At 62.1% G+C, this 13,692-nt stretch carries 11 protein-coding genes; 2 read left to right on the top strand and 9 right to left on the bottom strand.

All coding sequences use genetic code 11. The features are described from left to right. Positions 1 to 2 precede the first annotated feature (2 nt). The 8 genes from LPA35_RS07430 to LPA35_RS07395 form a co-directional block, all read right to left on the bottom strand. Entirely contained in the window at positions 3 to 155 is a 153-nt protein-coding gene (locus tag LPA35_RS07430; RefSeq protein WP_176886993.1) for a DUF5989 family protein, read from the bottom strand. Further along, on the bottom strand, positions 155 to 568 hold the full coding sequence (locus tag LPA35_RS07425; RefSeq protein WP_228896246.1) for an SxtJ family membrane protein: 414 nt from the start codon (positions 566 to 568) through the stop codon (positions 155 to 157). Before LPA35_RS07425 ends, LPA35_RS07430 begins: the two co-directional genes overlap by 1 nt. A 5-nt stretch (positions 569 to 573) precedes the next feature. Continuing rightward, a complete protein-coding gene (locus LPA35_RS07420) occupies positions 574 to 2,403 on the bottom strand; it encodes a carbamoyltransferase (RefSeq protein WP_228896243.1) in 1,830 nt (609 codons plus the stop codon). 90 nt (positions 2,404 to 2,493) lie between these two features. Beyond that, positions 2,494 to 3,498 carry a sialate O-acetylesterase gene (locus LPA35_RS07415; RefSeq protein ID WP_228896241.1) on the bottom strand — a complete coding sequence of 335 codons (1,005 nt, stop codon included), beginning with the start codon at positions 3,496 to 3,498 and terminating at the stop codon, positions 2,494 to 2,496. Positions 3,499 to 3,507: 9 nt separating this feature from the next. Then, positions 3,508 to 4,992 carry a metalloprotease TldD gene (gene tldD, locus LPA35_RS07410; RefSeq protein WP_228896239.1) on the bottom strand — a complete coding sequence of 495 codons (1,485 nt, stop codon included), beginning with the start codon at positions 4,990 to 4,992 and terminating at the stop codon, positions 3,508 to 3,510. Positions 4,993 to 5,073: 81 nt separating this feature from the next. Beyond that, positions 5,074 to 5,412 carry a YegP family protein gene (locus LPA35_RS07405; protein ID WP_228896237.1) on the bottom strand — a complete coding sequence of 113 codons (339 nt, stop codon included), beginning with the start codon at positions 5,410 to 5,412 and terminating at the stop codon, positions 5,074 to 5,076. Positions 5,413 to 5,541: 129 nt separating this feature from the next. Then, a complete protein-coding gene (gene rodA / locus LPA35_RS07400) occupies positions 5,542 to 6,714 on the bottom strand; it encodes a rod shape-determining protein RodA (RefSeq protein WP_055394909.1) in 1,173 nt (390 codons plus the stop codon). Between the two features lie 36 nt (positions 6,715 to 6,750). Then, positions 6,751 to 9,189 carry a serine/threonine protein kinase gene (locus tag LPA35_RS07395; protein ID WP_228896236.1) on the bottom strand — a complete coding sequence of 813 codons (2,439 nt, stop codon included), beginning with the start codon at positions 9,187 to 9,189 and terminating at the stop codon, positions 6,751 to 6,753. Between the two features lie 110 nt (positions 9,190 to 9,299). Between LPA35_RS07395 and LPA35_RS07390 the strand changes: the two genes are divergently transcribed. Continuing rightward, positions 9,300 to 9,884: a YqiA/YcfP family alpha/beta fold hydrolase gene (locus LPA35_RS07390; RefSeq protein ID WP_228896234.1), complete on the top strand. Its 585-nt coding sequence runs from the start codon at positions 9,300 to 9,302 to the stop codon at positions 9,882 to 9,884. Positions 9,885 to 9,925: 41 nt separating this feature from the next. Here LPA35_RS07390 and LPA35_RS07385 read toward each other — a convergent pair whose 3' ends face one another. Further along, positions 9,926 to 11,503 carry a Wzy polymerase domain-containing protein gene (locus tag LPA35_RS07385; protein WP_228896233.1) on the bottom strand — a complete coding sequence of 526 codons (1,578 nt, stop codon included), beginning with the start codon at positions 11,501 to 11,503 and terminating at the stop codon, positions 9,926 to 9,928. 94 nt (positions 11,504 to 11,597) lie between these two features. On the opposite strand from LPA35_RS07385, the gene LPA35_RS07380 reads away from it, so the two are divergent. Further along, entirely contained in the window at positions 11,598 to 13,673 is a 2,076-nt protein-coding gene (locus tag LPA35_RS07380) for a ribonuclease catalytic domain-containing protein (protein ID WP_228896231.1), read from the top strand. Positions 13,674 to 13,692: the final 19 nt, after the last annotated feature.

Genomic DNA, 13,692 nt, shown 5'->3' with positions numbered 1-13,692 from the left:
ATCTAGAACAGCGTATAGATAAACGGTGCAAACACCGAACCATGCCCAAACACAATGAGGGCTCCCAGCAGCAGCAAGACCAAGAGCACAGGAATCAGTGCGTAGCGTTTATGCTCCTGGAAGAAAAGAATAAGCTCTTTGATCAGCTCCAACATCAGAATTGCCGCTCCATGTGATTATTTTTTCTAGATACCTTGTTGACTCTGTAGGTAGCCAACTGCTTATCCCACTTTTTTTGCAGCGTATCCTTTCCAAGCAGCCGCATGATCATTCCCAATGGCATAAAAACCAAAAAGAAGACAACACCCAGAACAATCCGGACATTGACCCATTCCAGCACTCGGCCCAGTCGCATCCAGCATTTGTAAACAATACCCAAAGCCAAGGGCTTCAAAAGGGCCAACGCAAGAAAGACCACAGCGACGCCCCATGGCCAATAAGCCCATTTTAGAGACCACCACCAAGGCACAAAAAGGCCAAAAACCAGGGCAAAAAACCCTGCCATGACATAGCCGAATTTACGCAGTTCACGTGCATCAACTACGGCTTCAGTGTTATTTTTCATCATTTTCGTCAGTCCAGTGCCAGGGCACCTCTGCGATGGGCAATATTGACGTTCTTTTGTGCGTCCTTCGACAGCAGTACGTTACCCAATACCAAGCAATCCATATCCGTTCCCATGAAACAACGGTATGCGTCTTCCGGCGTACAGACAATAGGCTCGCCGCGCACATTGAACGATGTATTCACCAGTACCGAACAGCCGGTTTTTCGTTCGAAGGCACTCAATAGCTGATAAAACTCTGGGTTACTTTGTTCACTCACGGTTTGTACGCGCGCAGAATAATCCACATGTGTCACGGCAGGGATCGACGAACGCACCTGATGCAACTGCGCCAAACCGTGCAAGGACTCATCCGGCTGGGTCTGAATGTCCTCGTGGACCTGTGCCACCAAGAGCATATAGGGGCTGGGCCTATCCAAGTGGAAGTACCGAGCAGCGGCCTCTTCTTTGACGGCCGGGGCAAAAGGCCTGAACGACTCGCGGAATTTTATTTTCAAGTTCAGCTGGGACTGCATGGCACTCGAACGCGGATCCGCAATGATCGACCGCGCACCCAGCGCCCGGGGACCGAACTCCATCCGATTTTGAAACCAGCCTACAACCTTTTCATTGGCCAACAGATCTGCAACGGTATCAGACAGCCTACTAGGCTCAACCACTGTGTAGTGCGCCCCCAGTTGATCAAGCTTCGCAACGATATCAGCTTGTTCATAGCGCGGCCCCAGCAAGGAGCCTTGCATCTGGTCAACGCCCGGCACATACACCCTGGGTTGCTTGCGATAGGTATGGTAGGCAGCGTAAGCGGCCCCCAATGCACCACCTGCATCTCCAGCGGCGGGTTGAATCCAGATGTCTTTGAAAATTCCCTCTCGCAAAAGGCGCCCATTCGCTACACAATTCAGAGCCACCCCCCCGGCCAGACACAAATAATCGGCGCCGGTATCTTTTTTGAGCTGCCGAGCCAATTTTATAATTATTTCTTCCGTCACCACCTGGATGGACGCTGCCAGATCCATATCGCGCTGGGTCGGTATGCTCTCTGGATCTCGGGGCGCCCCCCCGAATAGATCGGAGAACTTCTGGTTGGTCATCCGCAATCCAGCGCAATAATCAAAATAATCCAGATTCAGACGAAAACTCCCGTCCTCCTTGACGTCGATAAGATGATCCCAGATCAATTGGGCATGAACAGGCTTCCCATAGGGCGCAAGGCCCATAAGCTTGTACTCTCCCGAGTTCACCTTGAAACCTAGATAATAGGTAAACGCCGAATACAACAACCCCAGTGAGTGCGGAAAATCGATTTGCCATAAAGGGGTCAATTCTGAACCCTGCCCCAGCCATGCCGATGTGGTTGCCCACTCTCCTACGCCATCCAGACATAAAACGGCGGCAGTTTCATAGGGACTCGGATAGAAGGCGGACGCCGCATGCGACTCATGATGCTCGGCAAACAAAATTGGTGGAAGTTCCGACTCCTTGCAGGAAAGCAAGCTGGCAAGCTCTTGCCTGAGTGTCCTCTTCAGATACAGCTTCTCCTTGAGCCAGACGGGTACAGCCATGACAAAAGAATGAAAGCCGCGGGGCGCATAGCTCAAGTAGGTATCGAGCAAGCGCTCGAACTTGAGGATGGGCTTGTCATAAAAAACAATCGAGTCCAGTTCATGGACACGAACATTTGCCTCCGCTAGGCAGTAATGGATTGCATTTCTTGGGAATCGTTCATCATGCTTTTTCCGCGTGAAACGCTCTTCCTGTGCCGCAGCGATGATCCTGCCTGATCGCAATAGCGCCGCCGCGCTGTCATGATAGTACGCAGATATTCCCAATATATTCATTGCAATCCACAAAATAATCTTATTTAATCGTAAAAACGAAAATATCGCTCACATCCGAAAATTCTCGAAGTTTCCGTTTTGCTCAAAGTTTTACGAAGGAGGAAAAAAGGCTTGATAAACCCTCTTGCCCAACTGGGCCTGACCATACTCGTTGAAGTGCAAACCACTCTTGTCAAGCCATCCCGAAAGATCATCCGTATTCACAATACTGACATGCGGGACGTCGCGAGCCACCTTTTTCTGAGCAAGTCGCACGATTTTTGCATGCACCCACGCAGAATTATTTTGAATTCTTCCAAGGACGACTGGGACATTTTTTGCCTCTGCACAGTTCATACTTTGAACATCCTCTCGGAAGCGTTGCACGAATTCCTTGAGATTTTTTTCGTAATTTCTTGCCCATTCATTATGCATTGCGTCGGTTTCGCCCTGCATAAAAAAAATGCCAGCCACCTTCAAATTCACTTCCGTTCGCTTGGTATTGTGAGCTTCAGCAATCATTTTCATAAGCTCTTTATACAATCGTCCCCCAGGGGACCAGCTATCAGCATTGGTCGTGGTATTCAGCGAAGTATTTGAAACAGCCAGTTTTACAATGTAGTGGTCTTTCGGCGGCCGATCATTCAAGTAGCGGGCAAAGTACAGTTCAGGTCCAAACATGTCTTGTGCACCCGAGCCCTGTGGGAAATACTGCGGGTAATGGGTCACATTTTTGTAGCCGAAACCAGGCCGTGCCACCTGCCATGATGCAAAACGACTCCAGCTTACTGTGCTGGAATGTGTTGCATCATCCTTTCCGGCGATTTCAGGTCCAGCGTTAAAGACGCCATAGATCTTCACGTTCGGAAAAACGGTATCTTTCTCAACATAATTATTGGGACCACTGGTAATGTCCCTGACGGACGCCAAGCCCACCGCGTTGGATTGTCCTGCGATGACAAAAAGCTTGCGAACTGGAGCCGATGGGTTGGCATCTACCGCCAGACAGTGCTGAGCGAAGCTGCTGCCGCTCGCACATGCCAGCCCCCACAAGCAGACTATGCTGCTCAGCAGGCGGAGAGTGGGTTGCCGGAATGCCACACCAACTTTTCGCATCCGCCTTCTTCAGGCCGTGCCACCCACCGTCAACCCCTCGATACGCAGCGTAGGCTGGCCCACGCCCACGGGTACGCTCTGGCCTTCCTTGCCGCAGGTGCCTACACCGCTGTCAAGGCGCATGTCGTTACCGATCATGGTGACCTTCTTGAGCGACTCGGGGCCGCTGCCGATGATGGTCGCGCCTTTCACGGGATATTGGATCTTGCCGTTTTCCACCCAGTAGGCTTCGCTGGCCGAGAACACGAATTTTCCCGAGGTAATGTCCACCTGTCCGCCGCCGAAGTTGCTGGCGTACAGGCCCTTCTTGATGCTGGCGATGATTTCCTGCGGGTCCTTGTCGCCGCCCAGCATGTACGTGTTGGTCATGCGCGGCATGGGAATGTGGGCATAGCTCTCACGCCGACCGTTGCCGGTGGGTGCCACACCCATCAGGCGCGCATTGAGCGAATCCTGGATGTAGCCCTTCAAGATGCCGTCCTCGATCAGCACGTTGCGCTGGCTGGCGTGGCCCTCGTCGTCCACGTTGAGCGATCCACGGCGGTCGGCGATGGTGCCGTCGTCCAGCACCGTCACGCCCTTGGCCGCCACGCGCTGGCCGATGCGGCCGCTGAATGCGCTCGAGCCCTTGCGGTTGAAGTCGCCTTCCAGCCCGTGGCCAATGGCTTCGTGCAGCAGGATGCCGGGCCAGCCCGCCCCCAGCACCACCGTCATCTCGCCCGCAGGGGCGGGGCGCGATTCGAGGTTGACCAGGGCCGCATTCACGGCCTCGTCCACGTACTTGCCCATCTGCTCGTCGTCAAAATAGGCCAGGCCGAAACGACCACCGCCGCCCGCCGAACCCATTTCGCGGCGGCCATTCTGCTCGGCGATCACAGTGACCGACAGGCGCACCAGCGGGCGCACATCGGCCGCCAGGGTGCCGTCGGCACGGGCCACCAGCACCACGTCGTATTCGCTCGCCAGCCCGGCCATGACCTGCGCCACGCGCGGGTCCTTGGCGCGGGCGCGCTGCTCCAGCTTTTCCAGCAAGGCCACCTTGGCGGTGCTGTCGAGCGAGGCAATGGGGTCCACGCCGGGGTACAGGCTGCGGCCTGCCGCTACTTTTTTAGGAGCTACTCGCACTTTACCCGCCTGCGCTGCGGCCGAAATAGACCTTACAGTTCGGGCTGCGTCCAACAAGGACGCCTCGGAGATGTCGTCCGAATAGGCAAACGCCGTCTTCTCGCCGCTCACCGCGCGCACACCCACACCCTGGTCGATGCTGAAGGAACCAGTCTTGACGATGCCCTCTTCGAGGCTCCAGCCCTCGCTGCGGGTGTACTGGAAGTACAGGTCGGCATCGTCCACCTTGTGGGTGCGGATCTCGGCCAGTGCCCGTGCAAGATCGCTTTCGTCAAGCCCGAAAGGGGTCAGCAACAATTCGCGAGCGACATCGATGCGCTGGCTGGTGGCCGCACGCTGGGGCGCGGCAGTGGTGGAGCGGAAAGTCATCGGGGCATTTTAGGCGCGCAGCCCCACCCTGCCGGACAAGGGGGCACATGCCCCTATGCCTCAAAGCGCCCACGCAAAGCGTCAGGCCGTCGTCTGGTCGTCCAGCGCGGCCAGGGGCGCATGGGTCTGCACCGACTCGATACCGGCATCGCGCGCCTTGGCACCGGAATACATCTGGCTTTGGCCGATTACCTGGCCATTGCCCGCCTTGAGCGTGAAATAAGGCGATCCATCCTTGGCGCTCAGGCGACCGAACCGGCCATCATCGGGAGCGTTCTTGCGCACGGATTCGATGCCGTTCAATGCACTGGCCCGTGATTCGTACATCTCGCTGGTGAGGATGATCTGGCCATTGGAGGCCAACAGGTTGAAGACAAATTTATCGTTCTTCGACTTCTTCAGCTCAAACTTCGCCGCCATAGGGAATCCCTCCGGTTGCATGGGCCAAGGCACAGTTGGCCTGCCGGTTTGTACCCTCTTGCCGCTATGCACGCAACGCCTGGGTAAAGACCCTGGAAGGTGTTCCTGATCTCCCAGCGAAGCCTATGGCTATAGGGCAGGCCGAGCGTCCTTGGGGTCCTGCTTCTGGGCCCGGGCCACCGACATCAGGATGCCCAGCGCCAGGCCCAGGGTGACCATGGCGGTGCCGCCATAGCTGATGAAAGGCAGCGGCACGCCCACCACGGGCAGGATGCCGCTGACCATACCCATATTCACAAAGGCATAGGTGAAAAAGATCATCGAGACCGCCCCGGCCATCAGGCGCCCGAACAGGCTGGTGGCCCCTGCGGCGATGGCCAGGCCGCGCCAGACCAGCATCAAAAAGCAGACCAGCAGAAACAGGTTGCCTGCCAGCCCGAACTCCTCGGAGAACGCGGCAAAGATGAAGTCAGTGGTGCGCTCGGGGATGAACTCCAGATGCGTCTGCGTACCCGCCATGAAACCCTTGCCCCACATGCCCCCCGAGCCGATGGCGATCATGCCCTGGATGATGTGGAACCCCTTGCCCAGCGGGTCGCGTGTGGGGTCGAGCAGGGTGCAGATGCGCTGCTGCTGGTAGTCGTGCAGCACCGACCAGCGCACGCCGTCCGCGCACAACTGGTCCCCCAGCAACACCAGCGCCAGGATGCCCACGCCCCCCAGCACCACCGGTGGCAGCACCAGCTTCCAGGAGAGCCCGGCAAAGAAGATCACGGACAGGCCAGCTGCCAGAACCAGTAGCGACGTACCCAGATCGGGCTGCTTCATGATCAGCCCCACCGGAACGGCCAGCAGCAGCCCTGCCGCCGCAAAGTCGAGCGGGCGCAAGGTGCCCTCGCGTTTCTGGAACCACCAGGCCAGCATCAGGGGCATGGCAATTTTCAGGATCTCGCTGGGCTGGATGACGATGCCCACATTGATCCAGCGCGTCGCCCCTTTTTTGGTGATGCCAAACAGCGCAACCGCCAAGAGCAGCGCCACGCCAGCCGCATACAGCGGCACAGCGAACAGCATGATTTTCTGGGGCGGCACCTGGGCCACCATGAACAAAATGGCACCCGCAATGAGCATGTTGCGCCCATGGTCCGAAAACCGTGTGCCGTGGTCGTAGCCCGATGAATACATGGCAACCAGCCCGGCGCAGGCGAGCAACGCCACCACCAGCATGAGCGGCAGGTCAAACCCGCGAAACAGGGGAAGAAAACGCTGGGCGAGCGAGGGCTTTTCAAAAACAACGGCCATCGAGGGATTATCGCGGCCCTTGGGGCCGCGCCACCGTCACCCCGCCTGGCGGAAGGCCATCACCGCCTGGTTGCGCAGGGTGCGCAGCAGGCCCAGGGCCTTGTCGTCCACCACGATGCCCCCTGCCGTGGACTGGTCGGCATAGATAAGCGCAAACGTCTGCCCCTTGATCTGCAGCGGAAGCAGCAAGAACGAGGGGGCATTGAGCCCCGCGCGGTACCACTCGGGCAGGCGGGCCTGCATCTTGGGCTCCGTCGCGTCGTTGATGAGCGTATCGGCACCGCGCAGGCAGACGGCGGCAAACAGGTCGCCCGGCGCCTTGAGCGGGACTTTCATGGCACGCACGGCGGCCTCGCTGCCCTCGCCCAGGCCAAAGCGGCCGGTCAGCAAATCGGTGCGTGCCTCACGCAGGCAAAACACCATGCGCCGAAACCCCAGCGCGCGGAACATGGTCTCCAGGATCATGCGCAACACGTCGTTGAGCTGAAAACTCTCGACCATGGCATTGGTGATGTCCTGGATGCCCGCTGCCAGCACTTCGTTGACCTGCGCGACCGACACGGCGCCGCTGGCCTGCGACTCCAGCACCGCTGGCAAGGGCTGGGTTTCGCTGGCCCGCAGCTCGTGCGAGCCCAGGGCGTCATCCTGCGCGGGCCCGGCACCGGCCGCCGGGGGCAGCTGCAGCAGCCGCGCCGCAGGCGTGCCGGGGGCTACGCGCAGGTCCAGCGCCTCGGCCAGCGCCACGAGCTTGTGGCGGGCGCGCAAAGTGCCCTCCGAAATCGCTGCGGGAGACAGCGCCAGCGTACGGGAATAGCGGGTGCCGATCTGGCCCAGGCGGGCTTCCAGCGACGCGGCATCGCTCGCCAGCAGGGTGCTGGCCACCTCATTGGCAGCCATCGCCACCCAGCGCAGGCGCTCCACCCCCTGCTCCGGCGCGCGTTGCATGGGCGAGCCCAGGGGCTTGCGCATGCAGCGCTGCAGGCTCTCGGGCAGCCCCCAGACGCGGGCCACGCCCACCCCCAGGTCCTCGAAGCCCAGGCCCAGCACCTGCAGCGCGGCCGACTCTTCGCCCCCCTCCACGCGGCCAGTCTCCATGAGGGAGCGCACCTGGCGCGCCTCTTCCGGAAAATAGAACTCGCACAACATGCGGCCCAGGTTCTGGAACATCGCGCCAATGAAGGCCTCTTCAGCCGCCTGGCCGGGCTCGCACAGCTCCGCCGCCACCGAACCGGCCATCATGGCGCGCAAAAACTCCTCGCGCATCTGGCTTGCATGGGCCTTGTCCTGCATGTGGTCGAGCAGCACCAGGCTGAGTGCCATGTTGCGCACGGCGTTGAAGCCCACCAGGCTCACGGCCCGCGACACGGTGCTGATGGTGCCCCGGCCCGCATGCGCGAAATGCACGCTGTTGACCAAGCGCAGCAACTTGTTGGTGAGCGCCACATCCTTGAGGATCTCGTGTGTGAGATCGCTGATGCTGTCGTCCTCGGAGTTGGCCACGCGCTGGATGCGCGCCACCGAGTCCGACAGCGCCGGAAAGTCGCTTTTGTGGCGCATGCGCCGCAGCAGGAAGTCGAGCGTGGCATTGCTGGCGGCCGTGGGCGCGCTGGCCGGAGCGGCCCAGGCACGCAAGGCATCGCGAAACTCCGCCGCCGACGGATAGCGCTGGCCCGGCTCGCGCGCCATCGCACGTTGCAAAATGGCCCGCAGGGCGTCGTCCACGCCCGGCCCCAGGTCTTCCGGCAGCACCAGGGTTTCGTTGGCAACGCGGTACAGCGCCTGCCAGGCGTCCTTCTGGTGGATCAGTGGCCGGCCCGTGAGCAGCTCCACCAGCACCAGGGCGGCCGAATACACATCCATGGCCGGTGCAGGGGCCGCCCCGGCCGCCGCCTCGGGCGCGAGGTACGCCGGGGTGCCACTGGCCAGTTGCGAATCCGGCACAGCCTGCACCGGAGCCGCCATGCCGAAGTCCATCACCCGCGCGTGGCGCTGGGTGTCGATCATGATGTTGGAAGGCTTGAGGTCGCGGTGCACGATCCCGGCCTGGTGCGCGGCCTGCAGGCCATCCAGCACATCCACCATCAGCGCCACTGCGTCGTGCGGCGTGCAGCGCCCCTGCTGCGCCAGATGCTCGGCCAGCGTCTTGCCTGGAACGTACTCGAACACGATGTAGGGCTGGCGGCCCTGCACATCGGCCTCAAACACCGGAACGATGAAGGGGTGCGCCAGGCGCCCCACATGCCGGGCTTCGCGCAGCCAGTGCTCCAGCACCGACGGGTCCTGGTCCTCCACGGGGCGCATGAGCTTGATGGCCACCTCGCGCTGCAGGCGCGGGTCCAGAGCCAGCCACACAGTGGCCTGGGCGCCCCGGCCCAGCAGCTTTTTCAGTTCAAAGCGGCCCAGCGACGTGGGAGGCTTGTCGGTGGATCCCAAAGCCCAGCGTTTGGCGGTGGAAAGCGGGGCAAAATCAGTCATGGTGGGGATCAAGGCAGCGGGCCCACCGCGTGGTGCCCATGCCATGCATCTTATGTCTCGGCCACCCCTTTCACAGCAGTGATTCCCCTGCCCTGTCGTTTTCCCCCTCCATGACCACCACCCACCTTCTGTACCTGCACGGCTTTCGCTCTTCGCCCCAGTCTGCTAAGGCGCGGCAGATGGCTGCGCATGTGGCGCAGCACCACCCGGGTGTCACCTTCTGGTGCCCCCAGCTGCCGCCCTCCCCCAAAGCGGCGATGGAACTGGTCGCGCAGGGGCTTGCCCTGTGGCCCGGAGCAGCAATGGCGGTGATCGGCTCCTCGCTCGGTGGCTTTTACGCCAGCTGGGTGGCGCAGCACAAGGGCTGCCCCAGCGTGATGCTCAATCCGGCCGTGCACCCGGCGCGTGACCTTGCGCGGTACATCGGCGAGCAGACCATCTGGCACGACCCAGCGGAGCGGTTTTACTTCCAGCCTGAATACATTGACGAGCTGCGCGCGCTGGACACCACGGGCCAGCCGCCCGCAGCCCCCGAGATGGCCATCATTGCCAAGGGCGACGAGGTGCTGGACTGGCGTGAAATGGTGGCGCGCTACCCGCAGGCACGGCTGGTGGTGCAGGAGGGGGGACAACACGCCCTCGCCAATTTCAGCGACTACCTGCCCCAGGTGACGGAGTTTCTGGCTCTGGCCTGACATCAACCGGGCGCCGGGGGCACCAGCGCATCAGAACCTCTTCAACGTGCCTGGGATGCCCGGGTTCCACCCGCCCCCATCCAGCGGGCATAGTCGTCCGGGTAGGCTGCACGGTAGCGCTTCATGTGGAAAGCCGCTTCGTCGTCCTTGCCCAGCATCACGGCACTTTCAACCAGCACTTCAATGACGCGGGGCTCGGGGGAGTAATGCAGCAGTTCCTGGGCCAGGGCGTTCATGCGCGCTGCGTTGTCGCGGGTCAGCCCCGTGGTGGTCAGGCGCGCAAAGTCCAGCGGGCCCGAAAACAGCAGCGAATGGGACACCTTGGCCTGCGTATCCTCACGGTACGCGGCAGCCCGCTGCGCCCCCGGCTTGTAAAGCTGGCTCACGCGGTGGTAGTCCCAGGCGGCAAGGCCGCAGGCACCCAGGACTGCCAAGGCGGCCACCAGCGCAGCAGCCCCCGCAGGCCACGCGCGCCCATCCGATGCTTCATCGCGCCGGGGCCAGACCAGGATCGCCACCGAGAGCAAGGCCACCACCTGGAACGGCCCGTACCACAGCGGGTATTCCAGCATGCTGTGCAGTCCGATGATCGCCAGCACGCCCCAGGCCAGTTGGCGCACAGGTTCGGCTTCGCTCCAAGGCCGGGCCCACAGGCACCCTGCCACGACGACCCCGCACAACGCCACGGCAGCGGGCAGGCCCAGCTCTACGGCCAGGTGCAGGGGCAGGTTGTGCGCGTTGTCCAGCAGCACACAAAAGCGCTCGCCCGGGAACAGCGTGATGTAGTGTGCGTAGTCCAATTCGCCCCAGCCCCAGCCCAGCCACGGTTTCTGCGCAATCAGGGTGAGCACGTTGGACCACAGCACCCGCCGACTGGTGCAGGTGTGCGATCCGTCCGTAAAACGGTGGAACAAGGCATCTGCGCGCACGCCCTGGAACTTCCAGAGCGCCTCGGGCAGCACCCAGGCTGCCACCAGAAAAACCGCAAACCCTGCGATACCCAGGCGTAGCGCCTCGCCACGGCCCGCGCCACGCCACACGACCAGAAGCACAAAGACAAGCAGCCACTGCACCACCACGGTCCGCGACGCTGTGGCGGCCCCGCCCACGGCGATCCACATCAGCGCCACGGCGGTCAGCACGCCCCACACACCGGTGGAAGGTACGCGGCCTGGGCTGGCCGCCCCGGCCAAGTCCGCGTTACCTTGTGGACGGGCATGCAGCGTCCACCACAGCCAGGCCCACGCGCCCAGGCTGAGCAGGGTGGCCTGCTGGTTGCGCTGGCGCAGGTTGCCCACCGCCTGGCCCGGCACCGAGGCATGAATCCAGGGCCCCAGGCCGACATCGCCAGCAAGGTACTGCACCAGCCCGATGACGCTGGCCACCAGCGCGGCAAGCCCCAGCCCACCCGCCAGCAGCCAACCCCAGCCCGCAGGCCCCCTGCGCTTCGCGACCCCGGCGCGTGCCCACCCGGCTGCCAGCAGCAAAAGCACCGCACCACACACCCAGGACGCGATCAGCGGCCAGAAGTTGGCGATTGGGGAGTCAGTGACGGCAAACAGAAACGGCAAAGCCACTGCGAGCAAGGCCAGCGGAACGGCAATGGCATCAAAAAACATGTCGAAAGAACCGGGCCATCGTGCAAAGCCCTGGATCATAGGGGCAGGCCCGGGGCCGTCGGACCGGCGCGGCACCCATGGGACAATGCCGCCCATGCACGCATTGTTTGAAGAAGCCGGCAAGTTCATGGCCGGTCGTATCCTGTCCGAAGCCGATACATCCGCCCAGGTTGAGCTCGACTCGGGCAAGCGGGTCAAGGTCAAGGCCGCCAACATTCTGTTGAAGTTTGAAAAGCCAGCTCCCGCCGATCTGATCGCACAGGCCCAGGCCGTGGCCGAAACCATTGAGCTGGACCTGGCCTGGGAGTTCGCGCCCGAAGACGAATTCGGCTTTGCCGACCTGGCGCGGGACTATTTCTCTGAAAACGCCACCCTGGCCCAGCAGGCCGGTGCGCTGTTCCGCCTGTACGACGCGCCCCACTATTTCCGCCGTGCGGGCAAGGGCCGGTTCAAGAAGGCATCGGCCGAGATCCTGCAGCAGGCGCTGGCCGCCATCGAGAAGAAAAAGGCCATCCTCGCGCAGATCGACGAATGGGCCGCCGCGCTGGGACGGGGCGAATGCCCGCAGCCCATCCGCGACCAGCTTTACAAGATCCTGTTCAAGCCCGACAAGAACGCGCCCGAGTACAAGGCCGTGGTGGACGCCAGCCGCGCCACGCACACCGCGCCGCTCGATCTGCTGCAAAAGGCGGGCGCCATCGATTCGGCTTACCAGTTCCACTGGAAGCGCTTCTTGTTCGAGAACTTCCCCAAGGGCACGGGTTTTCCCGCCGTCACCGCACCCTCCATTGCGGACGAGCTGCCGCTGTCCACCGCGCAGGCGTATTCCATCGACGATTCGCAGACCACCGAAATCGACGATGCGCTGTCGGTGCAGGGCCTGGGCACGGGCACCGTGGTGCTGGGCATCCACATCGCCGCGCCGGGTCTGGCCATCCAGCCGGGCAGCGCCATCGACCAGCTCGGCCGTGCGCGCCTGTCCACGGTGTACATGCCGGGCTACAAGATCACCATGCTGCCGGATGACGTGGTGCAGACCTACACGCTGGACGAAGGCCGCGCCAACCCGGCCGTGTCGCTGTACGTCACCATCGACGAAGCCACGCTGGAATTCAAAAGCTCTGAAACCAGGCTGGAGCGCGTGCACGTGGTCGCCAACCTGCGCCACGACCAGCTCGACAGCGTGGTGACCGAAGAATGGCTCTCCAACCCGGCGTTCGAGCATCAAAACGACTCCCAGCGCTTGTCTGACCTGCGCCCCCAGCTATCATTTTTGCACCGCCTTGCCAAGGACCTCAAAGCCCGCCGCGAAGTGGTGCGTGGCAAGCCCGAGAACTTCAACCGGCCGGACTACAACTTCCGCCTGGTCGGCAACAACGGCGCCGAGCCCACGGGCGATGAACAAGTGCAGATCAGCGTACGCCAGCGCGGCGCGCCGCTCGACCTGATCGTGGCCGAGGCCATGATCGTGGCCAACAGCACCTGGGGCAGCTGGATGGCCGAGCTGGGAGTGCCCGGCATCTACCGCAGCCAGGCCAGCATGGCGCCGGGCGTGAAGGTGCGGATGGGCACCAAGGCGCTGCCGCATGCGGGCATCGGCGTCAAAGCGTATTCGTGGGCCACGTCGCCCCTGCGCCGCTACACCGACCTGGTCAACCAGTGGCAAATCATTGCCTGCGCCCGCCACGGCAAGACCGCTGCGCTGGCCGCGCCGTTCAAGCCCAAGGATGCCGACCTGTTCTCCATCATCAGCAGCTTTGACGGCGCCTACAGCGCCTACAACGGCTACCAGGCGGGCATGGAACGGTTCTGGACGCTCAAATATGTAGAGCAGAACGGCATCACTGAGCTCAACGTCACCGTCTTCAAGGAAGGCCCGGGCGGCAGCTTCCTCGTTCGTGCAGACGATATTCCGCTGGTCTTCCCCGTGCTGGGCGCGCAGAACCTGCCGCGCGGCGCGCGCCTGAAGGTCAAGCTGGGCGAGGTGGACGAGATCACCCTCGATATCCATGGCACCGTGATCGAGCGCCTGGATGACCCGGCCGACACCAGCGACGACGGCCCGGTGGACGATGCCGAGGACGACGATACCGTGGCCGGACCGATTGCCATTGCAGTGGACGTGAACGAGGCACCCGCCGAAGCCGCTGCGGCAGCACCGGCCGCCTGATTCCCCCTGACAGCCCCTG

This window comes from Acidovorax sp. Leaf73 (genome assembly GCF_916855635.1).
In the GTDB taxonomy this organism is placed as follows: domain Bacteria; phylum Pseudomonadota; class Gammaproteobacteria; order Burkholderiales; family Burkholderiaceae_C; genus Acidovorax; species Acidovorax facilis.
Note: the sequence above shows the minus strand (reverse complement) of the source record. Positions and strands in the feature narration are given on the sequence as shown.

Coding starts and splice junctions, on each gene's coding strand:
- LPA35_RS07430 (WP_176886993.1), bottom strand. CDS start 155: ATGTTGGAGCTGATCAAAGAGCTTATTCTTTTCTTCCAGGAGCATAAA.
- LPA35_RS07425 (WP_228896246.1), bottom strand. CDS start 568: ATGATGAAAAATAACACTGAAGCCGTAGTTGATGCACGTGAACTGCGT.
- LPA35_RS07420 (WP_228896243.1), bottom strand. CDS start 2,403: ATGAATATATTGGGAATATCTGCGTACTATCATGACAGCGCGGCGGCG.
- LPA35_RS07415 (WP_228896241.1), bottom strand. CDS start 3,498: ATGCGAAAAGTTGGTGTGGCATTCCGGCAACCCACTCTCCGCCTGCTG.
- tldD (WP_228896239.1), bottom strand. CDS start 4,992: ATGACTTTCCGCTCCACCACTGCCGCGCCCCAGCGTGCGGCCACCAGC.
- LPA35_RS07405 (WP_228896237.1), bottom strand. CDS start 5,412: ATGGCGGCGAAGTTTGAGCTGAAGAAGTCGAAGAACGATAAATTTGTC.
- rodA (WP_055394909.1), bottom strand. CDS start 6,714: ATGGCCGTTGTTTTTGAAAAGCCCTCGCTCGCCCAGCGTTTTCTTCCC.
- LPA35_RS07395 (WP_228896236.1), bottom strand. CDS start 9,189: ATGACTGATTTTGCCCCGCTTTCCACCGCCAAACGCTGGGCTTTGGGA.
- LPA35_RS07390 (WP_228896234.1), top strand. CDS start 9,300: ATGACCACCACCCACCTTCTGTACCTGCACGGCTTTCGCTCTTCGCCC.
- LPA35_RS07385 (WP_228896233.1), bottom strand. CDS start 11,503: ATGTTTTTTGATGCCATTGCCGTTCCGCTGGCCTTGCTCGCAGTGGCT.
- LPA35_RS07380 (WP_228896231.1), top strand. CDS start 11,598: ATGCACGCATTGTTTGAAGAAGCCGGCAAGTTCATGGCCGGTCGTATC.